17 protein-coding genes are annotated in these 22,997 nt (G+C 65.3%); 6 read left to right on the top strand and 11 right to left on the bottom strand.

Annotated elements, in window-relative coordinates; translation table 11 throughout:
- The first annotated feature begins 85 nt into the window (after positions 1-85).
- The 5 genes from HU751_RS16270 (at position 86) to HU751_RS16290 (ending at position 8,771) form a co-directional block, all read left to right on the top strand.
- Positions 86-2,422: a TonB-dependent receptor gene (locus HU751_RS16270; protein ID WP_186731851.1), complete on the top strand. Its 2,337-nt coding sequence runs from the start codon at positions 86-88 to the stop codon at positions 2,420-2,422.
- Between the two features lie 17 nt (positions 2,423-2,439).
- Positions 2,440-4,113 carry an aryl-sulfate sulfotransferase gene (locus tag HU751_RS16275; RefSeq protein WP_186731850.1) on the top strand — a complete coding sequence of 558 codons (1,674 nt, stop codon included), beginning with the start codon at positions 2,440-2,442 and terminating at the stop codon, positions 4,111-4,113.
- Between the two features lie 291 nt (positions 4,114-4,404).
- Positions 4,405-5,847, top strand: coding sequence for an NADP-dependent succinate-semialdehyde dehydrogenase (gene gabD, locus HU751_RS16280; RefSeq protein ID WP_028688580.1), 1,443 nt, complete (start codon positions 4,405-4,407; stop codon positions 5,845-5,847).
- A gap of 183 nt (positions 5,848-6,030) precedes the next feature.
- Entirely contained in the window at positions 6,031-7,308 is a 1,278-nt protein-coding gene (gene gabT / locus HU751_RS16285) for a 4-aminobutyrate--2-oxoglutarate transaminase (protein ID WP_050703304.1), read from the top strand.
- Positions 7,309-7,445: 137 nt separating this feature from the next.
- The gene (locus HU751_RS16290) at positions 7,446-8,771 is read left to right on the top strand and encodes a response regulator (protein ID WP_225933327.1); all 1,326 of its coding nucleotides are present in this window, start codon (positions 7,446-7,448) and stop codon (positions 8,769-8,771) included.
- Between the two features lie 427 nt (positions 8,772-9,198).
- Here the strand turns inward: HU751_RS16290 and HU751_RS16300 are convergent, their stop codons facing one another.
- Both HU751_RS16300 and desA read right to left on the bottom strand, forming a co-directional pair.
- Complete coding sequence (locus HU751_RS16300) at positions 9,199-10,188, bottom strand: GGDEF domain-containing protein (protein ID WP_186731849.1); 990 nt, start codon at positions 10,186-10,188, stop codon at positions 9,199-9,201.
- 140 nt (positions 10,189-10,328) lie between these two features.
- Positions 10,329-11,513, bottom strand: coding sequence for a delta-9 fatty acid desaturase DesA (gene desA / locus HU751_RS16305; protein WP_050703307.1), 1,185 nt, complete (start codon positions 11,511-11,513; stop codon positions 10,329-10,331).
- A gap of 150 nt (positions 11,514-11,663) precedes the next feature.
- On the opposite strand from desA, the gene dibA reads away from it, so the two are divergent.
- A complete protein-coding gene (dibA, locus tag HU751_RS16310; protein WP_186731848.1) occupies positions 11,664-13,559 on the top strand; it encodes a phosphodiesterase DibA in 1,896 nt (631 codons plus the stop codon).
- Between the two features lie 5 nt (positions 13,560-13,564).
- On the opposite strand, the gene HU751_RS16315 is transcribed toward dibA, so the two are convergent.
- The 9 genes from HU751_RS16315 to HU751_RS16355 form a co-directional block, all read right to left on the bottom strand.
- A complete protein-coding gene (locus tag HU751_RS16315) occupies positions 13,565-14,812 on the bottom strand; it encodes a HipA domain-containing protein (protein WP_202892788.1) in 1,248 nt (415 codons plus the stop codon).
- A gap of 2 nt (positions 14,813-14,814) precedes the next feature.
- Complete coding sequence (locus HU751_RS16320) at positions 14,815-15,042, bottom strand: helix-turn-helix domain-containing protein (protein WP_050703310.1); 228 nt, start codon at positions 15,040-15,042, stop codon at positions 14,815-14,817.
- Between the two features lie 213 nt (positions 15,043-15,255).
- Complete coding sequence (locus HU751_RS16325) at positions 15,256-15,900, bottom strand: methionine ABC transporter permease (RefSeq protein ID WP_186731846.1); 645 nt, start codon at positions 15,898-15,900, stop codon at positions 15,256-15,258.
- Positions 15,890-16,999, bottom strand: a complete 1,110-nt coding sequence (locus HU751_RS16330; RefSeq protein WP_186731845.1) for a methionine ABC transporter ATP-binding protein — start codon at positions 16,997-16,999, stop codon at positions 15,890-15,892. Before HU751_RS16330 ends, HU751_RS16325 begins: the two co-directional genes overlap by 11 nt.
- A 1-nt stretch (position 17,000) precedes the next feature.
- On the bottom strand, positions 17,001-17,801 hold the full coding sequence (locus tag HU751_RS16335) for a MetQ/NlpA family ABC transporter substrate-binding protein (RefSeq protein WP_186731844.1): 801 nt from the start codon (positions 17,799-17,801) through the stop codon (positions 17,001-17,003).
- Positions 17,794-19,185, bottom strand: coding sequence for an LLM class flavin-dependent oxidoreductase (locus tag HU751_RS16340; RefSeq protein ID WP_186712126.1), 1,392 nt, complete (start codon positions 19,183-19,185; stop codon positions 17,794-17,796). The genes HU751_RS16335 and HU751_RS16340 overlap by 8 nt, the downstream gene beginning before the upstream one ends.
- Positions 19,185-20,366 carry an SfnB family sulfur acquisition oxidoreductase gene (locus tag HU751_RS16345; RefSeq protein ID WP_186731843.1) on the bottom strand — a complete coding sequence of 394 codons (1,182 nt, stop codon included), beginning with the start codon at positions 20,364-20,366 and terminating at the stop codon, positions 19,185-19,187. The genes HU751_RS16340 and HU751_RS16345 overlap by 1 nt, the downstream gene beginning before the upstream one ends.
- A gap of 81 nt (positions 20,367-20,447) precedes the next feature.
- The gene (locus HU751_RS16350) at positions 20,448-21,689 is read right to left on the bottom strand and encodes an SfnB family sulfur acquisition oxidoreductase (protein WP_186731842.1); all 1,242 of its coding nucleotides are present in this window, start codon (positions 21,687-21,689) and stop codon (positions 20,448-20,450) included.
- Positions 21,690-21,984: 295 nt separating this feature from the next.
- Entirely contained in the window at positions 21,985-22,965 is a 981-nt protein-coding gene (locus HU751_RS16355; protein WP_186731841.1) for an NADPH:quinone oxidoreductase family protein, read from the bottom strand.
- Positions 22,966-22,997: the final 32 nt, after the last annotated feature.

The raw sequence follows: 22,997 nt of genomic DNA on the forward strand, positions 1-22,997 counted from the left end.
TTAAAAGAATAAAGCCCATCTGATCGCGATTCGGTTCCGCCAACGGAAATGCTCGCCAGGGCCTGTGCCTCCAAGGAGCATCTGCATGTCCCGACTTTCCCGTTGGCCGGCGCGCGCGTCGGTATTCGCTCTGCAACCCTTGGCCGCTGGCGTGCTGCTGGCCGCCGCCGGCAACAGCTTCGCCGAAGAACCACGCCCGGCTGCGCCAGCCGTCGAGCAGGAAGCCAAGCTCGGCACCGTCACCGTCAATGCCCGGCGCCGTGAGGAGAGCGCCCAGAACGTGCCCACGCCGATCAGCGTGCTGGGCAGCGAAACCCTGGAGACCCAGCGCATCTATCGCGTGCAGGACCTGCAACAGCTGGTGCCGAGTACCAACGTCGCCTATGTGCACGCCCGGCAGTCGAGCATCTCCATCCGTGGGCTGGGTAACAACCCGGCCAGTGATGGCCTGGAAGGCAGCGTCGGCGTGTATCTGGACAACGTCTACCTGGGGCGCCCGGGCATGGCGGTGTTCGATCTGCTCGATGTCGAGCAGCTGGAGGTGCTGCGCGGGCCGCAAGGCACGCTGTTCGGCAAGAACACCACCGCCGGGGTGCTCAACATCACCACCCGCAAGCCGACCTTCCACCAGGAGGGCAGCGTGCAGTCGTCGTTGGGCGAGGATGGCTACTGGCAGACCCAGGGCAGCTTCTCCGGCCCCCTGACCGACACCCTCGCCGGGCGCATCAGCGCCTATCACACCGAGGACGACGGCTATGTGAAGAACATCTACAACGGTCACGACTTAAATGGCGGCAAGCGCCAGGGCTTTCGTACCCAGTTGCTGTTCAAGCCCAGCGAAACCTTCAACCTGCGTTGGATCGGCGAGTACAACGAAGAAGATTCCGATAACGGCATCCTCAGCCTCTACAGCACCGGCCCGACCATCAATGGCGTGAACCGCTACGAAAGCCTGGCCGCCCAGGCCGGCGCCACCCTGGTGTCGGGCAAGGACCGCAAGGTCAACTTCGACGCCGACCAGATGGTCAAGGTGTTCCAGGGCGGCACCTCGGTGGAGGCCAACTGGACCCTGCCCAACGACTTCACCCTCACCTCGATCAGCGCCTACCGCTGGTGGGATTTCACCCCGCGCAACGACGACGGTCTCAACGTGCCGGTGTTCTACAGTGCCGGGGTTTCGGTGCGGGACAAGCAGTACTCGCAGGAGATTCGGCTGGCCTCACCCACCGGCGGCTTCTTCGACTACGTACTGGGCGCGTACTACTTCAAGCAGGACCTGGACAATAAATCGTTCACTTACTACGGGCCGCAGGCCGATGTCTGGAACCTGACCCCGGCCGGCGCCCTGGCCAACGTGAACACCATCGGCAATGGCCACATCGATACCGACAGCTACGCCCTGTTCGCCCAGGGCACCTGGCACCTGACCGAACGCCTGGACTTCACCGCCGGGGTGCGTGGCACCTACGAGGAGAAAAGCGCCTGGGTTACCCGCGATGCGCCGTCCGGTGGCGCGCCCGTCACCGGTGCGGCGGCCGCCGCCCGTCAGGGCCGGGTGGGCGCCTACGATTCAGGTGACCTCAACCAGTACAGCTTCGCCCCGTCCGGGCTGCTCAGCCTGAGCTACCGCTTCACTGATGACCTGTTGGGTTATGCCAGCCTGTCCCACGGTGAGAAGTCCGGGGGTGTCAACCTGACCGTCGGTGCCGCTCCACGCTTGGGCACCGATTCGCTGCTGGTGGGTACCGAGCGGGCCAACAACGCCGAACTCGGGCTCAAGAGCACCCTGTTCGACAACCGCCTGCAACTGAACACCAACTTGTTCTGGACTGAAGTGCACGGCTACCAGGCCAACGTCTACGACGAAGCCAACCGTGTGCAGTACCTGGCCAACGCCGGCAGCGTGCGTTCTCGCGGCCTGGAGTTCGAGGCCACGGCCCTGCCGATCCGAGGCCTGACGGTGAACTTCAACGGCTCATGGAACGACGTGCGCTACACCGACTACAAGGACGCGCCGTGCCCGCCCGAGGTGAGCCTGGCCAACCCTGCGGCCACCTGCGACCTGTCTGGGCACCAGGTGGTTGGTGCTTCCAAGTACATCGCCAACCTCAACGGCCAGTACAAGTGGCAGCTCAGCGAACGCATCGAGCCCTACGTCACCGCCAGCTACGCGTTCCGCTCCAAGGCGGTCGGCACCATCGATGACTCCGACTACGGCCAGATCCCCAGCTACGGCATCGTCAACCTGTCCACCGGCGTGCGCCTGGACCAGGGCGACGGCGTGCTCGACCTGTCGCTGTGGGTGAAGAACGCCGGCGACAAGACCTACTTCACCAGCCTGTGGAACTCCGCCAACGGCGGCTATGCCGGTGTGCTGGGCACCCCGCGCACCGTGGGCGCCACCGCCCGTTACGACTTCTGAGCACAAGGAGCTTTGCCATGAATGCCAAGACCCAACCGCACGACCTGCCCGAAGGCGCCTGCCTCACCGCCAAGGTGCCTGACCGCGACGAAGCCCTGCTCGGCGATGTGGTGGTCAACCCGTACCGCCTGGCGCCGCTGACCGCGATCATCCGTGACGGCGGACGCACCCTGAGCGCCGCCCATGTGCGGGTGCTGGGCCGCGGCGAGCGCGGTGTCGATATCGTCTACGACGTGTCCGACCGCTCGCTGTGGACCTACGGCGGCATCCCGGTGTTCGGCCTGTACCCCGACCACGTCAACCAGGTCGAGGTGAGCTACAAGCTCGACGGCGAGCGTATTCGCGAGCGCTACGAAATCTACGCGCCGGCGGTGCGCCTGCCGGTGGTGGCCAAGCAGACCGCCGCGCTGCCCGAGGTGGAGCCGATCAAGGTTGCCCCCGGTTTTGAAAAGCGCCTGTACCTGTTCAACCACCTGCTGGCCGAGATCCCCGGCGGGCGCGCCTTCAAGTGGAACGGCCTGGGCGGCGCCGCCGAGTGGGACTCGGTGGGCAACAACTGGATCGCCGACAGCAACGGTGACGTGCGCTGGTACCTGGACATCGAGCAGATCCACGATTCCAACCACCGCGACGGCCTGGGTGGCACCATGGGCTTCCACCAGACCCGCGACGGCAAGCTGATCTGGGGCCAGGGCCAGACCTACTCCAAGTACGACCTGCTGGGGCGCAAGGTGTGGCAGCGCAACCTGCCGGACAAGTTCGCCGACTTCTCCCACGAGATCCGCGAGACGGTGAACGGCAGCTACCTGCTGCGGGTCGGCACCAGCGACTACCGCCGCCCGGACGGCAAGCGCGTGCGCTCGATCCGCGACCATATCATCGAAGTCAACGAAGCCGGCGACGTGCTGGACTTCTGGGACCTGAACCAGATCCTCGACCCGTACCGCGGCGAGTTGCTGGAAACCCTGGGCAAGGCCGCGATCCAGCTGCCGGACGGTGTGCAGAAACAGGACGACCGGCTGGCCAACGAATTGGCTGAAGGCGACCTGCCGTTCGGCGACACTCCCGGCGTCGGTACCGGGCGCAACTGGGCCCACGTCAATGCCATCGACTACGACGCCGATGACGACAGCATCATCGTTTCAGCACGACACCAGGGCGTGGTGAAGATCGGCCGCGACAAGCAGGTGAAGTGGATCCTCGCCGCGCCGCAAGGCTGGCCGGCACGGTTGCAGGATAAAGTGCTCAAACCTGTGGGCGAGGGCTTCGAGTGGTCCTGGACCCAGCACACCGCCTGGCTGACCGGGCGCGGCACGCTGACCGTGTTCGACAATGGCTGGGGCCGTGACTTCGGGCCGACGAAACTGAGCGGAAACTACAGCCGGGCGGTGGAATACCGAATTGACGAGGCCAAGGGCACGGTCGAGCAGGTGTGGCAGTACGGCAAGGAGCGCGGTGACGAGTGGTACAGCCCGATCACCTCGGTGGTGGCGTACCGGGCGGAGACTGATACCCAGTTCATCTACTCGGCTTCGGTGAATTTCCTGACGCCCGAGAAACTGACGACCAGCGTGCTCAATGAAGTACGTCGCGGCACCCAGGAGGTGGCGGTGGAGCTGAAAGTGCACAGTCGCCAGCCGGGCAGCGTAGGCTATCGGGCGCTGGTGATCGATCTCGACAAGGCGTTCTGATGAACTAACCTTCCAGGACCCTATCGCGGGGCAAGCCCGCTCCCACGCAGTCATTGCGTGGGAGCGGGCTTGCCCCGCGATGCATTTCCACTGATCTGAATTCCGACCATTCGTTCTTTTTTTCGAACAGCCTATTGTCCAACACCCCAACCCCCGCTTAGCATTCCGTTTGAGATTTCAAACGCTCGGCACCCAGGCGTCGAACACCCTGGTGCACGAATTTGTGACGGCCGCCCCCTTCTCGGGGGCGCCTTTTCAACAATCAATAATTCGCAGTAAAGGGAAGCCGACATGCAGCTCAAAGACGCTCAGTTGTTCCGCCAGCAGGCCTTCATCAACGGTGAATGGCTGGATGCGGACAGCGGTCAGACCATCAAGGTGACCAACCCGGCCACTGGTGAGGTGATCGGTACCGTGCCGAAGATGGGCGCCGCCGAGACCCGTCGCGCCATCGAGGCCGCCGACAAGGCCCTGCCGGCCTGGCGCGCACTGACTGCCAAAGAGCGTGCCGGCAAGCTGCGTCGCTGGTTCGAGCTGATGATCGAGCACCAGGACGACCTGGCCCGCCTGATGACCACCGAGCAGGGCAAGCCACTGGCCGAAGCCAAGGGCGAGATCGCCTATGCCGCCTCGTTCATCGAGTGGTTCGCCGAGGAAGCCAAGCGCGTGTACGGCGACGTCATCCCAGGCCACCAGCCGGACAAGCGCCTGATCGTCATCAAGCAGCCGATCGGTGTCACCGCCGCCATCACCCCATGGAACTTCCCGGCCGCGATGATCACCCGCAAAGCCGGCCCGGCCCTGGCCGCCGGTTGCACCATGGTGCTCAAGCCCGCTTCGCAGACCCCGTACTCCGCCCTGGCCCTGGTCGAGCTGGCCACCCGTGCCGGCATCCCGGCCGGCGTGCTGAGCGTGATCACCGGCAGCGCCGGCGAAGTCGGCTCCGAGCTGACCGGCAACTCCCTGGTGCGCAAGCTGTCCTTCACCGGCTCGACCGAAATCGGCCGCCAGCTGATGGAAGAATGCGCCAAGGACATCAAGAAGGTATCCCTTGAGCTGGGCGGCAACGCGCCGTTCATCGTGTTCGACGACGCCGACCTGGACAAGGCGGTCGAAGGCGCAATCATCTCCAAGTACCGCAACAACGGCCAGACCTGCGTCTGTGCCAACCGCATCTACGTGCAGGATGGCGTCTACGACGCGTTCGCCGAGAAGCTGAAGGCCGCCGTGGCCAAGCTGAAGATCGGCAACGGCCTGGAAGAAGGCACCACCACTGGCCCGCTGATCGACGGCAAGGCTGTCGCCAAGGTCCAGGAGCACATCGAGGACGCCGTCGCCAAGGGCGCCAAGGTGCTGTCCGGTGGCAAGATCATCGAAGGCAACTTCTTCGAGCCGACCATCCTGGTCGACGTGCCGAAGACCGCTGCCGTTGCCAAGGAAGAGACCTTCGGCCCGCTGGCGCCGCTGTTCCGCTTCAAGGACGAGGCCGAAGTCATCGCCATGTCCAACGACACCGAGTTCGGCCTGGCCTCGTACTTCTACGCCCGCGACATGAGCCGCGTGTTCCGCGTCGCCGAGGCCCTGGAATACGGCATGGTGGGTATCAACACCGGCCTGATCTCCAACGAAGTGGCGCCGTTCGGCGGCATCAAGGCTTCGGGCCTGGGCCGTGAAGGTTCCAAGTACGGTATCGAGGACTACCTCGAGATCAAATACCTGTGCATCAGCGTCTGATCGCCAGGTAAACGCTTTTACCTCTGCCAGCGGGGCGCGAGAGCGACGTCTCGCTGGCCTTTTTGACATAGCGGTACCTGGTGGCCAGGGCATGTGTGGCAGTCGATCAACGAATACTGTGCACGCCTGCATCCAGCCACCCCCGAATAAAAGCGCCGCAGAACCGGCGCAATTGAGGGCACTATGAGCAAGACCAACGAATCCCTGATGCAACGCCGTGTCGCCGCCGTCCCACGCGGCGTTGGCCAGATCCACCCGATCTTCGTCGATACCGCGAAGAACTCGACGGTGATCGACGTCGAAGGCCGCGAACTGATCGACTTCGCCGGCGGCATCGCGGTACTGAACACCGGCCACCTGCACCCGAAAGTGGTCGCCGCCGTGCAAGAGCAGCTGACCAAGGTCAGCCACACCTGCTTCCAGGTGCTGGCCTACGAGCCCTACGTCGAGCTGTGCGAGAAGATCAACAAGCTGGTCCCAGGCAACTTCGACAAGAAGACCCTGCTGGTCACCACCGGCTCCGAAGCCGTTGAAAACGCCGTGAAGATCGCCCGTGCCGCCACCGGCCGTGCCGGCGTGATCGCCTTCACCGGCGGCTACCACGGCCGCACCATGATGACCCTGGGCCTGACCGGCAAGGTCGTGCCGTACTCCGCCGGCATGGGCCTGATGCCAGGCGGCATCTTCCGCGCCCTGTTCCCGAGCGAACTGCACGGCATCAGCGTCGACGACGCCATCGCCTCGGTCGAGCGCATCTTCAAGAACGACGCCGAGCCGCGCGACATCGCCGCGATCATCCTCGAGCCGGTACAAGGCGAAGGCGGTTTCCTGCCGGCGCCGAAAGAGCTGATGAAGCGCCTGCGCGCCCTGTGCGACCAGCACGGCATCCTGCTGATTGCCGACGAAGTGCAGACCGGCGCCGGCCGTACCGGCACCTTCTTCGCCATGGAGCAGATGGGCGTCGCGCCTGACCTGACCACCTTCGCCAAGTCGATCGCCGGTGGCTTCCCGCTGGCCGGTGTGTGCGGCAAGGCCGAGTACATGGACGCCATCGCCCCAGGCGGCCTGGGCGGCACCTATGCCGGTTCGCCGATCGCCTGCGCCGCGGCCCTGGCCGTGATCGAAGTGTTCGAGGAAGAGAAACTGCTGGACCGCAGCAAGGCAGTCGGCGAGCGCTTGACCGCCGGTCTGCGTGAAATCCAGAAGAAGCACCCGATCATCGGCGATGTCCGTGGCCTGGGCTCGATGATCGCCGTGGAAGTCTTCGAGAAAGGCACCCACACCCCGAACGCCGCCGCCGTTGCCCAGGTGGTCGCCAAGGCTCGCGACAAGGGCCTGATCCTGCTGTCCTGCGGCACCTACGGCAACGTCCTGCGGATCCTGGTTCCGCTGACCGCCGAAGACGCGCTGCTGGACAAAGGCCTGGCCATCATCGAAGAGTGCTTCGCCGAACTGGCCTGAAAAATGTGACACGCTTCAGAAAAAAACCCGCCTCGGCGGGTTTTTTTTGTGCCGTTCGCCGGCATCAGGCGCTAAGGTTGTACGAGGATTCCGTGGAAGCTGCGATGGATCGCGCGTCATAGCCTGGAGAATAGCCCATGAGCGCTGTCGACCCCGTCCCCCCCTGCGTACTGATTGCCGAAGGCGATCCCTGGGTGCGCGACATGCTCAGCGAAATGCTGCTCAGCGTGCGTTGCGATGCCCGCCTGCAGGTCTGTGCCGATGGTTCCGAGGCGCTGAGCGCGCTGGCGGCCAAACCCGACCTGATTATCGCCGCCCGTGAACTCTCAGGGTTCGACGGCCTCGATCTGCTGCGCAAGGTACGCGCCAAGGGCGACAAGCCCGGCTTGCCGTTCATCCTCATGAGTGACCGCACCGACAGCGCCAGCGTGCGCGAGGCGCTGCCGCTGCACCCGACCGCCTACCTGAGCAAGCCGCTTGACCTGGACAACCTGCGCAAGCGTCTGGAGAACCTGCTGCTGGCAGTGGGCGAGCAGATCGCCTGCCCGGTACCGCCGCTGCAGCCCGGCGCGCAACTGCCGGCCTACCTGGAACAGCGCCGGGCCACCGCCGATGGCGGCCCGTTGTTCGCCGATGTGCAGGTGGCGGTCAAGCGGGCCCTCAATCCCCACGGCCTCAACCTCAAGGTGCTCGAGGAAGAGGTGCGCAACGACCCGCAGATCACCGGCGTGCTCATCGCCGCCGCCAACAGTGCCGCCCTGCACCGCGAAGCGCCGGTACAGACCTTGCTGCAGGCGCTGAACAAGCTCGGCAGTACCCAGAGCATGAACCTCATCCTCGGCCTCACGCTCAAGCGCAGCGCCCGTTTGAGCGACCCGCTGCTGACGCGGCACGCCACCCATTACTGGAACCTGTCGCTGCACACCGCCGAGTACGGCCGCACCCTGGCGCGCATGCTCGAGGTGGACGAAGCGCGCTGCTACTGCGCGGGGCTGCTGCACTGCCTGGGTGACCTGGCGGTGCTGCGCACCTTGCAGGAGTGGCGCCTGGCCGGTGGCGAGCTGGACGAGGACCAGGTGGAGCTGTCACTCAACGAGTTCGGCGCGCCGTTCGGCTCGGCGCTGCGCACCCGCTGGCGTCTGCCGCTGGACCTGCGCGAGCTGATCGCCGCGGTGTACCAGCTTGGCGGCGGCGTCTACTCCCGGGAGATCCTGGCGATGAACCTGGCCGGACAGCTGTCGCGGCTCAAACCCAGCGAAGGGCTGGAGAAGGTCGCCAGCAGCAAGACCGCGCGCCTGCTCAAGCTTGGGTTGCCGGAGTTGACGCGGTTGCGCAAGGTCGACCCTGAGGCGCTGGCGCGGGAGGAGGCCGAGCGTCAGGAAGCACAGGCTGCCGAAAGCGAATTGGAGGTTGTGCCAATGGCGACCGCAGCTGAAGGCGCTGGAGAGGAAAAACAGATTTGAGAGGGCAAAAAACCCAGCATGGGCTGGGTTTTTGCAGGTCCCTCAAGGGGGATAAGACGCAGAGTGCCTCTAAGGGCTACGCGACTTACGATAGGTAAAACGGTGGAATCTGTCAATTTTTGAGCAGACTTCCAGCGTTCATGACTTACACCATGGCGCGCTGAATCCGCTCGATGATCTCACGGTCCAGAACCTGATCCAGGTACCCCCGGTTCAGGGCGCGCGGTTTGAACAGGCGCTCACGACTTACCTGTGCGACTAGATCTGCTTTGGCCCAGCGCTCTTGCTGCTTGAAGTATGGAAGGTCTTGAATCAGGTCGGCAGGAAGGTGGACATGCCAACCTCGACCAGACTTGTGTATATCTTTTGGGTCCTGGGCGTTAGAAGAGAGCCTCTGTCAGGCTATTCACCGCTCGGCAGGTAAGGATCATCCGCGGACAATTTGGTTTTTGCCCTGACGCTTGGCCCGGTACATCGCCGCATCGGCCCGGGCGAACAGGCTGTCGAGGGTGTCGTCTTCGTCGGTCAGCCCGGTCAGCCCCTGGCTCACCGTCACACCGTAGGTCTGCTGCCCATGGCTGAAACTCAACCGCTGGATCTCCCGCTGCAGACGCTCGGCAATCTGCTCGGCCACCTGTGCGGTGCAGCCGGGAAACACGGCGGCAAACTCCTCGCCACCGATTCGCCCGAACTGATCGCCACGGCGCAGGACGGCCTTGCCGCTGTCGGCGATGCGCTGTAGTACCTGGTCGCCTTCCTGGTGGCCGTAGGTGTCGTTGATGTGCTTGAAATCGTCGATGTCCAGCAGCAGGAAAGCCATCGGCGTGCCTTCCTCGCGGGCGCTGTCGAAGGCCTGCTGGGCGCATTCGAAGAAGTGCCGGCGGTTGCTGCTCTGGGTGAGCACATCGGTGGTGGCCAGCCGTTGCAACTCGCCTTCGAGCTGCTTCTTTTCGGTGATGTCCTCGGCAATACCAACGATGATCACCCGCTGGTCGCCCTCGCGCTGCTGGTTGATGTAGCACTTGTCGCTGAGCCAGCGGACCTCGCCGGCGGCATTGAGGATGCGGTACTCGCGGTCCTCGACGGTGCCCTTGACCAGTACTTGGGCCAGGCTGCGCTCGGCGTACTCCAGGTCGTCCGGGTAGATGGCGTCGCGCCATTCGTTGTAGTCGGCCAGTACCAGGCTGGCCGGACGGCCGAAGATGCGCTCGTAGGCGGGGCTGACGTAGAGCACCTGGCGGGTTTCCCAGTCGAAGGCCCAGAGCACGGCGTTGACGCTGTCGAGCAGCGAGCTGTACAGCTGCTCGCGTTCGCTCAGGCGAGCCACTTCGCCTTGGGCGTGGAGCAGGGCCAGCAGGGTCTGGGCGGCTTCTGGGCGCGGAGTGCCGGCAGGTGTGGGTGGGAGGTCTTTGGCCATGAGCACGGAACGTTTCTCGACGATGGGCGTGCGGCCACGGTCCGGCCCGCCACGCGGGCGATATGCCGGGTTTGAGTCGATTTGCGCAGGGGAAGTTCCGGTCGGCACGCCCCATTGCGGGGCATGCCGATCAACGGTGCTCAGGCGCCGTTGGGGCGCAGTGAGTAGGTCTTGAGCTGGGCGGCGAAGTCACGCAGCGAGTGGATGCCACTGGCCTCGGCCTCGTGCACCCAATCCTTCATCGCGGCGAGCATATCGTGGCCGTTGGCGCTGGTGCGCGCCCAGATCTGCTGCAGCGCCAGGCGCTTTTCGTAGATGGTCTTGAGTGCCTGGCTGTGGGCCAGCATCGACTCGATGCGCACGTGGTGGCGGTCCTGCAGCAGGCTGGTTTCCCGCGAAAGCAGGCGCTTGGCACGGCGGAAACGGTGGCGCACCGAGGCGTCGACCTTGTCCAGCTCTTGCTTGACCAGCGGGCCGATCACCAGCTTGCGGTACTGGGCCATGATCTGGAAGCGGTTGTTGAGGATGGCCATGGCGGTGTCCATGTCCAGCGACGCCTTGCCCTCCACGCGATGGGCGATGGGCGCGACGCGCTGCACCTTGGCCAGGCGCAGCAGGCTCAGCAGGCGGATCCACATCCAGCCCATGTCGAATTCCCAGCGGCGCACCGAGAGCTTCGCCGAGTTGGGGTAGGTGTGGTGGTTGTTGTGCAGCTCCTCGCCGCCAATGATGATGCCCCACGGCACCAGGTTGGTGGCGGCGTCGCGGCACTCGAAGTTGCGATAGCCCACGGCATGGCCCAGGCCGTTGACCACGCCGGCGGCCCAGAACGGAATCCACATCATCTGGATCGCCCAGATGGTGATGCCGATGGTGCCGAACAGCAGCAGGTCGATGACCGCCATCAGGGCGATGCCGCCGAGCTTGTAGCGGGTGTAGAGGTTGCGCTCGATCCAGTCGTCCGGGCAGTTCTTGCCGTAGATGCGCAGCGTTTCCTCGTTGCGCGCCTCTTCACGGTACAGCTCGGCGCCCTTGCGCAGCACGGTGCCCAGGCCCTTGTGCACCGGGCTGTGGGGGTCGTCCGGGGTTTCGCACTTGGCGTGGTGCTTGCGGTGGATGGCGGTCCATTCGCGGGTGTTCTGCGCGGTGGTGAGCCACAGCCAGAAACGGAAGAAATGCTTGAGCCCCGCGTTCAGCTCCAGGGCGCGGTGCGCCGAGTAGCGGTGCAGGTAGATGGTGACGCTGACGATGGTCAGGTGGGTCATCAGCAGGGTGACGGCGACCAGTTGCCAGGCCGACAAGTCGAGTAGACCGTAGTACCACATAACGGGAAAGACCCTCGAAAACTCAGGGGAACAGCGCTCGCATTATCCCTGGGCGGGGAAATAAAACCAGTCGCCCTTTTAGATAGGAGGTCACAGGGTGTTTCAGCCCTTATAATGCCCCTTCCTTTTTCATGGGCTCCTCCACCCGACATGTCTGTTTCCGTTCGCGACGCCTTGCGCATGGCCGGGCTCTACATGGTGCTTTCGATCCTCTGGCTGGTACTGTCCGAGCTGGTTCTGCGTGGCATGACCGACGACCCGCTGGCGCTGACCGTGGGCCGGCAGATCAACGTGGTGGTCTGGGTGCTGCTCAGCGCCTTGCTGATCTTCGTTTCCCGCGCCCGCCTGCTGAACTTCATCGGCATCGGCGCCCGCCTGCGCAGTGAAGACCGCGAGCGCCTGCGCATGGCCGCGGCGGTGTTCGACAGCACCTTGGAAGGTGTCTTGGTGACTGACCGCAATGGCCTGATCGTGCACGTCAACCGGGCCTTCATGCGCATCACCGGTTACCAGCAGGAAGAAGTCATCGGCCAGCGCCCGAGCAAGTTCAAGTCCGGTCGGCATGGCGCGCCGTTCTACCAGCAGATCTACGCCGCCCTGGCGGAGCAGGGCGAGTGGAGCGGGGAGATCTGGAACCGTCGGAAAAGCGGGGAGATCTACCCGCAATGGCAGACGATCTGCGCCATTCGCGATGACAGCGGTGCGCTCAGCCATTACGTCGCGGTTTTCAGCGACATCAGCGCGATCAAGCACACCGAGGAAGAACTGGCCTATCTGGTCCATCACGACCCGCTGACCGGCCTGCCCAACCGCCTGCTGTTCAATGACCGCGCCATGCAGGCCATGGCCGCGGCCCAGGCCAACAAGCGCGGCTGTGCCCTGCTGCTGCTCGACCTCGACCATTTCCAGAGCATCAACGACGGCCTCGGCCACACCATCGGCGACCAGTTGCTCAAGCTGGTCGGCGAGCGTCTGCGCGAGGTGCTGGGCAGCGGCGTGACCCTGGCCCGGCTGGGCGGCGACGAGTTCGGTGTGCTGGCCGAGAACTGCCAGCAGGTGGGCCTGGCCGGCAAGCTGGCGCAATCGATCATCGAGCGGTTGAAGGAACCGTTCTGCTTCGAAGGCAACCGCCTGTTCATCAGTGTCAGTATCGGCATCAGCCTGTTCCCCAGTGATGCGCTGAGCGCCGAGCAGTTGCTGCGCAACGCCGACTCGGCGCTGTTCAAGGCCAAGAGCAACGGCCGAGCCTGCTATGCGCTGTACACCGAGGAGCTCACCGCCCATGCCCAGCAGCGGGTCGAAACCGCCGGCGAGTTGCGCCGGGCGCTGGAGCAGCAGGAGCTGCGGGTGTTCTTCCAGCCGGTGCACGACCTGTTCACCGCCCGGATGATCGGCGTCGAGGCACTGGTGCGCTGGCAGCATCCGCAGCGCGGCCTGGTCCCGCCCGGGGAGTTCATCCCCATCGCCGAACGCACCGGACTGATCGCCGAGATCGACGCCTGGGTGCTGCACCAGGCCTGCCGGCAGATGGTGCAGTGGCAGACCGAGGGGCGGCAGTTGGCGTTCGTCGCGGTGAACATTTCCAGCCGCCTGTTCAGCCAGCGCGACCTGTACCGGCAGGTGGCCGATGCATTGCACGACACCGGGCTGGACCCTGCGCAGCTCGAACTCGAAGTGACCGAGAGCGCGGTGATGGAAGACCCTGAGGTCGCCCTGGAGCAGCTTCACCGCCTGCGCGAGCTGGGCGTGACACTGGCCATCGACGACTTTGGCACCGGGTATTCGTCATTGCTGCGGCTCAAGCGAATGCCCGTGCAGAAGCTCAAGATCGACCAGGGTTTTGTCGCGGGCCTGCCCCATGACGAGGACGACATCGCCATCGTGCGGGTGATCATCGCCCTGGCGCGGAGCATGGGCATGCAGGTGCACGCCGAAGGGGTCGAGCAGGCGGAGCAGGCGCGGTTCCTGCTGGAGCAGCAATGCCAGCTGGGGCAGGGCTACTGGTTCGGGCGGCCGGTGCCGGCGGCGGAGCTGCACTGGGGCTGAGTCCGTCAGTAACGAAGCCTTTGCGTCATGTCGTGGATCACGCCATGCACGATCCGCCTGACGAGCCTGCTCTCACCAGCGCTCAAGCCGTCCACATGCTGATCAAGCAAAGCCTTGGCCTGGGTCTCGGTGCCCGGTACAAGCTCATCGATGATCCTTTGCCCGAGTGCTCCACGTACGCCGATGGCTTCACCAAGACTCAACACGCTGTCCCTGGTGACCTCGCCGTGGGTGCGGACTCCATCGGGTTTCCACACCAGTTCCGCGTCCAGCCAGGGGGCGGCCGAGTCACCATACACAGCGGTGCACAGCAGATCGTAGTGCGGAGCCAGGTAGCAAGCGTCCGGATGCATGAAGAACGACAGGTTCTTCAGGTGTGCATCGTTGTTCCCCACCAGGATGTTGAATACCAGCCAGCGAAACAATTGCATGCGGGTCTGTGCGACATTGCGCACCAGACCCAGGATTTTCAGTAGTGTTTCCGGTGTCGCCTGGTGGTATTTGAAGCTCTTGTCCAACGCCAGGAGCTGGCACGCATCCAGTACATGTATGCGTTCGAGCCGTTCGCCGTGACGCATGCGATCAAAGCGCTCGATCAGGTAGACGGCTTCCGGTACGCGCCGAAATGACACGTCAGGTACTGCGAGGTTCATTACCCGGGCCAGACGCATCACGAACCATTCGTTGATGGCGGTCGCATCGTACAGCTCGCGTAGCGGGTGATCGGGCTTGAGGATGTGGGTTGACGGCGTGCTGCCTTCGGGCTCGAACAGGGCATTGCCTACTATCACGACTGGCAGCTTGTGCTGCGCGCCGGCCAGCGACATGCGTTTCGGTGCTCCCGTGGTCAGTGCGCTATGCGGCAGGTTACGAATGCGTTCACTCAGTCGAGCATCGGTGAGCGGCCTGAGCCCATCGGGCTGGTCTTGCGCCAGGTCCTCCAGCAGCGTGATCGCACCGGCTGACTCCGACCCATAGTATCCGAGCAGGCCAAAGGCATCGGCGAATTCGATTCTGGCGTCGTTGGCCAGCAGGGACCTGGCGTGCTCTTCTGGCAGAAGGTTGTCGAAGAACCACTGGACCGGGCGATAGGAGGAGCTGTCGACAATCGTCTCGCGGGCTCTGGGAAGCGCGGGAGAAAGGTCATACCCCGTTGTGCTGGAGCGCCACCCCGATGTGTACGAAAGGCTCCAGACACCTCCATCGTCGCGTAGCGTGGCGACGTGATCGGCGTTTATGAGGACCTCGAGCATTCTCATCGGTCAGGTGTATCCACGTAGAGCCGTATGCCGAGCTCCTGTAGTACTTGCAGGACGCTGGCGAGAGAAACGCTGCCTTTGCCCTGCTCGATGTCCCTGAGCAGGACATGACTCTTGCCGACGATCAGCGCGAGATCGGTCTGGGTGATGTTCTGGCTTTTTCGGATGTTTCTTACCGTGTTTCCCAGCTCGGCAGGGGTGCGGATCTGTGTGAGACCGTTCATGCGAACGCGACCTGACTGAAGCGAAAGAATAGCTTCGATTATGTCGCACAACCGTCAGGTTTCAAGAAAAACTAAACCATTATTTAGTTTTCATATGTTGGATGATGTTTCTGTGGGGAAACGAAATTATAATTTCGTTCTTGTCGTGTTCAGGAGCCTCACAGCCAGAACCAAGCTTTGAGTCAGTTTTGACTGTGAGGCGGCGGCCTGTCGTCAACGTTTGTTCAAACCCTTGGCCAAACGGTCCCCGCCCAGCTGGATCAGCGCCACCAATGCCACCAGCATCACGATCACGGTCAGCATGATCTGGCTGTCGAAGCGTTGGTATCCGTACCGATAAGCGATATCCCCCAGGCCACCGGCGCCGATCGCCCCGGCCATGGCCGATGAGTTGATCAGCGTCACCAGGGTGATGGTGAAGCCGCCGACGATCCCTGGCAGGGCCTCGGGCAACAGTACGTGCCAGACGATGTGCCAGCGCCGGCAGCCCATGGCCTGGGCGGCTTCGATCAGGCCGTGGTCGACCTCGCGCAGGCTGACCTCGGCGATCCGTGCGAAGAACGGCGTGGCGGCGATGGTCAGCGGCACCACGGCCGCCCACACGCCATAGGTGGTGCCGACCACCAGGCGGGTGAAGGGGATCAGCGCGACCATCAGGATCAGGAACGGGATCGAGCGGAACAGGTTGACGATGGCGCCCAGCACCCGGTTCAGCGCCGGGGCCTCGAAGATCCCGCCCTTGTCGCTGGTGACCAGCAGCACCGCCATCGGCACCCCGACGAGCAGCGCGACCAGCGAGGACACGCCGACCATCAGCAGGGTGTCGAGCAGGCCTTGCAGCAGGCGATCAATCCACATGGCCGAGTACCTCCACATCTGCGGCCCAGCGGCGGGCGCGTTCGAGCAATTGGTGGGTGTCCAATGACGAGCCGCGCACGGACAGGATCAACTGCCCCAGGGCCTGCTCGCCGATGGTCTCGACGCCGCCCTGGAGCAGCCGCACGCGCCCGCCAAGGTCGTTGAACAGGGTGCTCAGCTCCGGCTCGCCGACCAGGTCGAGCCTGAGCACCACGGCCGCGTCGCGGCTCACCGGCTGGGCGCGCAAGCTGGCCTGCAAGGCTGCCGGCAGCTTGGTCTGCAGCGGTGCGAGCAGGGTGCGGGTGATGTCGTGGCGCGGCGCGCCGAACACCTGCCAGACCTCGCCCTGCTCGACGATCTCGCCACGTTCGAGCACCACCACGCGCTGGCAGATGTCGCGGATCACCGCCATCTCGTGGGTGATCAGCACCACGGTCAGGCCCAGGCGCCGGTTGATGTCGCGCAGCAGTTCGAGGATCGAGGCGGTGGTTTCCGGGTCCAGCGCCGAGGTGGCCTCGTCGCACAGCAGGATCTCGGGGTCATGCACCAGCGCCCGGGCGATGCCGACGCGCTGCTTCTGCCCGCCGGACAGTTGCGCCGGGTAGACCTGATGCTTTTCCGCCAGGCCAACCAGCTCCAGCAGCTCGCGCACCTTGCGCTGGCGCTCGGCCTTGGCCACCCCGGCCACCTTCAGCGGCAGCTCGACGTTCTGCCACACGGTCTTGGCCGACATCAGGTTGAAGTGCTGGAAGATCATGCCGATGCGCCGGCGCAAGGCCACCAGGCGGTCCTCGTCGAACGGCGCGATATCCACCTGGTCGATCAGCACCCGGCCCTGGCTGGGTTGCTCCAGGCGGTTGATGGTGCGCAGCAGCGAGGACTTGCCGGCGCCGCTGCGGCCGATGATGCCGAAGATCTCGCCCCGGCGGATGTTCAGGTCGATGCCTTGCAGTGCCGGCTGGCCCTGGCCCGGATAGGTCTTGCCCAGGCCGATGAAACGGATATGCGCCTGGTTCACTTCCGGGCGCAGGGCGGTTTCCTCGGCCTTGAACGGTTCGGCGGGCGGGACGGGCGCCCTGAGGGCGCTGGCCTGGGCCATGTCAGCCTTCCCAGCCGGCCTGGTAGAGCTTGCCATGGGCCTTGTCCAGGGCGGCGCGCACGGCCGGCGAGTGTTGGTAGATATCGACGAACTTGGCCAGGCGCGGGTCGTTCTTCTCCTGCGGGCGGATGACGAACTGGATCACGTACTCCTTGTTCTCCAGGCCGTCGAACAGCAGCGCCGAGGTGGCGTCGAAGCTGTTGGCCAGGCGGATGTAGGCCGGATAGCCCTGGACCAGGTCGGCGTCGTCATAGGCGCGTACCAGTTGCACGGCTTCGACCTGGAGAATCCGGATCTTCTTCGGGTTGGCGACGATGTCGTCCTCGGTGGCCTTGTAGCCCACGCCCGGCTTGAGGGTGATCAGCCCGGCCTTGGCCAGCAATTGCAGGCCACGGCCACTGTTGATCGGGTCGTTGGCGATGGCCACGCTGGCGCCCTCGGGCAGCTCGGCGAAGCTTTTGTACTTCTTCGAGTACAGGCCGACGTTGTTGATGATCCCCGGTGCGTAGGGCACCAGGTCGAAGCCGGCGGCGGCCTTGGCGTTTTCCAGGAACGGGATGTGCTGGAAGTAGTTCACGTCGATATCGCCGCTGTTGAGGCTGACGTTGGGCGCGATCCAGTCGCTGAACTCGATCAGCTTTACTTCCAGGCCTTGTTTTTGGGCCTCCTCCACCGCCGCCTCCAGGGGGATGGCGAAGGCGGCGGTGGTGCCGATCTTCAGCGGTTCGGCGGCCAAGGCGGCGGCGGACAGGCCGAGACCCAAGGCAATGGCCGCGACGGGCCGGAACAGTTTCTCAAGCATGGTGCAGGGCTCCAGTCGGGGCAGGTTCGGGGGTGTTGCGGTAGCGGGCTCCGGGGTGTCCGGCGGGCAGGCGCGGCTCGCTGCTGGCAAACAGCTTCTCGCGCAGGGTGCCCTCGGCGTAGGCGGTCTTGTAGCGACCGCGGCGTTGCAGGGCGGGGACCACCAGTTCGATGAAGTCCTCGTAGCTTTCCGGGGTGACGGTGCGGGTCAGGTTGAAACCGTCCAGGCCGGTCTCGTCGATCCAGGCAATTAGCTGCTCGGCCACCTGCTCGGCGTCGCCAACCAGGGTCACGTAGCGACCGCCCAGGGCGTGCTGCTCGAGCAGGCGGCGGCGGGTCCAGGCGCTTTCCTGCAACTGGCGGGTGGCGGACTGGATGGCGTTGCCCTTGGCGAAGCCGATGGGCTCGTCCAGTTCGTAGCGCGAGAAGTCGATACCGGTGGAACTGGCAAAGTGCGCGACCCCGGCCTCGGCGCTGGCGTAGCGCAGGTACTCGGCGTGCTTGGCCTGTGCCTGTGCCTCGGTCGGCGCGACGATCACGGTGATGCCCATGAACACCTTGACCGCCTGTGGGTCGCGTCCGGCCGCCTTGGCCGCGGCGCGCACCTTGTCGACCTGGGCGCGGGTGGCGGCCTTGTCCTGGCCGCTGATGAACACGCACTCGGCATGGTTGCCGGCGAAGGCCAGCCCGCGTGGTGAGCTGCCGGCCTGGAACAGCACCGGCGTGCGCTGCGGCGAAGGCTCGCACAGGTGGTAGCCCTCGACCTTGTAGAACTCGCCGTGGTGCTCGACCTTGCGCACCCTGTCGGGGCGGGCATAGACCCGCTGCTCGCGGTCGGCGACCACGGCATCGTCGGCCCAGCTGCCTTCGAGCAGCTTGTACAGCACCTGCAGGTACTCGTCGGCCTGGTCGTAGCGGCGGTCGTGCTCGGGTTGCTGCTCCAGGCCCATGGCCCGGGCGGCGCTGTCGAGGTAGCCGGTGACGATGTTCCAGCCGACCCGGCCATTGCTCAGGTGGTCGAGGGTGGAAAGGCGCCGGGCGAACAGGTAGGGCGCCTCGTAGGTCAGGTTGGCGGTGAGGCCGAAGCCCAGGTGCCTGGTCACCGCCGCCATGGCCGAGACCAGCAGCAGCGGGTCGTTGACCGGCAGCTGGATCGACTCCTTGAGCGTCACGTCGACCGACTGGCCATAGACGTCGTAGGTGCCGACGATATCGGCGATGAATAGCCCGTCGAACAGCCCGCGCTCGAGCAGGCGGGCCAGGTCGGTCCAGTACTCGAGGGTCTTGTAGCGCGTGGAGGTGTCCCGCGGGTGGGTCCACAGGCCGTGGTTGATGTGCCCGATGCAGTTCATGTTGAAGGCATTGAGCAGGATCTGCTTCGCCATCAGATGGTCCCCCGGCGCGGCGGCTTCTCGTCGTTGAGGTAGTAGTTGCCGATGGCGTGGTACTTCCAGCGCACCGGGTCGTGCAGGGTGTGCACCCGGGCGTTGCGCCAGTGGCGGTCGAGGTTGTGCTCGGCCAGGGTGGCCTGGCTGCCGGCCAGCTCGAACAGCGTGGTGCCGGCGGCCAGGGAGATCTCGGTGCTGATCGCCCGGGCCTCGGCCACGGCGATGGAGGCGGCGGCCAGGGTCTCGGCGTTGCTGTCGGCCTGGGCGATGTCGAGGATCTCTCCGGCGCGCTCGAGCAGCGCCTCGGTGGCATGCAGGCGGATCGCCAGGTGGCCGAAGCTCTTCAGGGTCAGCGGGTCGTCGCTGGCCTTGTCGAGGCCGGAGTCGATCCATGGCCGGCTGCGGGTGCGCACGAAGTGCAGGGCATCCTCGTAGGCGGCGCGGGCGATGCCGGTGTCGATGGCGGCATGGAGGATCTGCGCCAGCGGGCCGACCGTGGTCGGGCGCTCGAAGGCGCTCTGGAACGGCACCACGTCTTCGGCGCGGACCGCCACGTGGTTGAACACCACCGAACCGCTGCCGGTAGTGCGTTGGCCGAAGCCGCTCCAGTCGTCGATCACCTCGATGCCCTGGCTGTCGGCGGGCACGAAGGCCAGGTGCGACACGTCCTGCTCGTCGATCACCAGGGTCGGGATGCGCTGGGCGTAGATCGCGCCGGTGCAATAGAACTTGCGGCCGTCGATGCGGTAGTGGTCGCCGTCGCGGCTCAGGCGGGTGGTGCGTTCGTGGGCGTTCCTGGTGCCGAGCTCGGCCAGGGCGTTGCCGAAGCGCCGGCCAGCGAGGACCTCGGCGTAGAGGCGGCGCTGCTGCTCGGGGCTGCCGTTCACCCGCAGCACTTCCAGGGCGTAGAAGTGGTTCTGCGGGATCTGCCCGAGCGAGGCGTCGGCCTGGGCAATGCGGGCGATGACCTTGGCCAGGGTGACGTTGGACACCCCGGCGCCGCCGAAGGCCTTGGGCACGCTGATGCCCCACAGGCCGGACTGCACGAAGCGTTCGAGTTCGGCATGGGGCAGGCGGCGCTCGCGGTCGCGCAGGGCGCTGTCCTGGCGCAGGTGTTGGGCGAGTTCGTCGGCGACGGCCAGGGCCTGGGCGTCGGTGGTGATGATGGATGCAGTCATTGTGCTCTCCAGTCCCATCGCGGAGCACGCCCGCCCCCACAGGCATGTGTGGGAGCGGGCTTGCCCCGCTATGGGCCGATATCAGATCCAGGAATGGCGGGCAGGCAGGGTGCCGTTGAGGTGGTAGGCGCCGACGGCGTGGTACTTCCAGCGCACCGGGTCGTGCAGGGTGTGGACCCGGGCGTTGCGCCAGTGCCGGTCGAGGTTGAACTCGGCCAGGCTGGCGCGGCTGCCGGCCAGCTCGAACAGTTTCTCGCTGGCCTGCAGCGAGATCTCGGTGGTAAGCACCTTGGCTTCGGCCACGGCAATCGAGGCACGGGCCGCGGCGGCGGCATCGATCACCCCGGCGTTCACCTCGTCGAGCACCTTGGCGGCCTTGCGCAGCAGGGCCTCGGCGGCGTGCAGCTCGAGCTTCAGGCGACCGATGTCGGCGATCACATAGGGATCGTCGCTGTTGCGTTCGACCTTGGCCTCGATCCACGGCCGGGACTTCTCCCGAACGAACTGGATCGTGTCCTCGATGGCTGCTTCGGCGATGCCGGCGTCGATCGCCGCCTGGATCAGCTGCGAGGCGGCGCCCTGGATGCTCGGCTCCTCACGCAGGCGCCAGTTGTCCACCACCAGGTCGGCGTCCACCGGCACCTGGTCGAGCAGCACGGTGCCGCTGGCGGTGGTGCGCTGGCCGAAGCCGGACCAGTCGTCGACGATGCGCAGCCCCGGGCTACCGCGGCGGACGAATGCCAGGCGCTGGCGGCCATCGTCGTCCAGCGCCTTGACCGCCACCCAGTGGGCATACAAGGCGCCGGTGGAATAGAACTTCTCGCCGCTGATGCGATAGCCGTCGCCATCACGGGTAAGGCGCGCCTTGAGCGTCAGGGTGTCCTTGGTCCCGCGCTCGGGGCCGGCATTGCCGATGCGCCAGCCGTCGAGCACCGAGCGGAAGATCAGTTCCTGCTGGGCCTGGGTGGCGGTCAGGCGGACCAGTTGGAGGATGCCGAACTGGTTCTGCGGAATCTGCCCCAGCGCCGGGTCGGCGGCACTGATCAGGCGGAACACTTCGGCGATGGTGGCGAAGGACACCTCGGGGCCGCCGAAGGCCTTGGGCACGCTGATGCTGCCCAGGCCGCTGCGGGTGAACTGTTCGATCTCGGCCCAGGGCAGCTTGCGCTGCTGGTCACGCTTGGCGGCCTGCTGGCGGGCCACCTCGGCCAGTTCGCGGGCGGCTTGCAGGGCCTCTTCGTCGTTGCGCAACACCGTGGCCGGCAGCAGCAGCGGCGAGCTGTCGAGATCGCTGTGGAATCGGGTAGTTGGTTGGCTGGACATCAGTACCGCTCCTTGGCTGCACTCAATGCCCTGGCGTTATGCACTGGGGTGATTGTGATCCTGACCATTCCTAACCTCACAAAGTTGAAAGCGTCGCTTCAGCTGATGGCGACAGACGTTTGCTGGTCCGGTGGTCCGGTCGATATACCCTATTCGTTTAGAAAAAGTTTATGAACTACCGTTTAGGAATATGGATAGAAGAACTGCAGGGTCGGCCCTGTCGCCGGCAAGCCGGCTCCCATGAAAACGGCGCAAAACTGTGGGAGCCGGCTTGCCGGCGATGAGGCCAGAGCGGTCAGCGCGGGATCGTCACCACCAGCTTGCCCACCGCCAGGCGCTGCGCCAGGCGCTCGATTGCCGCGCCACCCTCGGCCAGTGCAAAGGTCTGCGACACCAGCGGCTTCAACTTGCCTTCGGCGTGCCAGGCGAACAGCTGGCGGAAGTTGGCCGCGTTGTCTTCCGGCTGGCGCTGGGCGAAGGCGCCCCAGAACACCCCGAGCACCGCCGCGCCCTTGAGCAGGGTCAGGTTCACCGGCAGTTGCGGGATCGTGCCGCTGGCAAAGCCCACCACCAGCAACCGCCCGTTCCACGCCAGCCCGCGCACGGCCTGGTCGAACAGCGCGCCGCCGACCGGGTCGTAGATCACGTCCACGCCCTGGCCGCCGGTCAGGCGCTTGATCTCGTCCTTGAGGCTGGCCTGGCTGTAGTCGATCAGTTCGTCGGCCCCGGCCGCCTGGGCGATCGCCAGTTTCTCGGCGCTGCTGGCCGCGGCGATCACCCGCGCGCCCAGGGCCTTGCCGATCTCCACCGCCGCCAGCCCCACGCCGCCCGAGGCGCCGAGCACCAGCAGGGTTTCGCCGGCCTTGAGCTGACCGCGCTGGGTCAGGGCGTGCATCGAGGTGCCGTAGGTCATGCCGAACGCGGCGGCGGTGGTGAAGTCCATGCCCGCCGGGATCGGCAGCACGTTGTAGAACGGCACCGCCACCTGCTCGGCGAAGGCGCCCCAGCCGGTCAGGGCCATGACCCGGTCGCCGACCTTGAACGCGCCGGCCTTCTCGCCGACCGCGGCCACCACGCCGGCCGCCTCGCCACCCGGGGCAAACGGCAGCGGCGGCTGGAACTGGTACTTGCCCTCGATGATCAGGGTGTCGGGGAAATTGACCCCGGCGGCGTGCACGTCGAGGAGGATCTCGTTCTTCTTCGGCGCGGGGCTGGCGACCTCTTCCAGGACCAGGTCCCGCGCCGGGCCCAGGGCTTTGCACAACAAGGCTTTCATCAGGGCTATTCCTTTGCGTGTGGTGGCCGATA

The sequence above is a fragment of the Pseudomonas peradeniyensis genome (assembly GCF_014268935.2).
Classification (GTDB): Bacteria; Pseudomonadota; Gammaproteobacteria; order Pseudomonadales; family Pseudomonadaceae; genus Aquipseudomonas; species Aquipseudomonas peradeniyensis.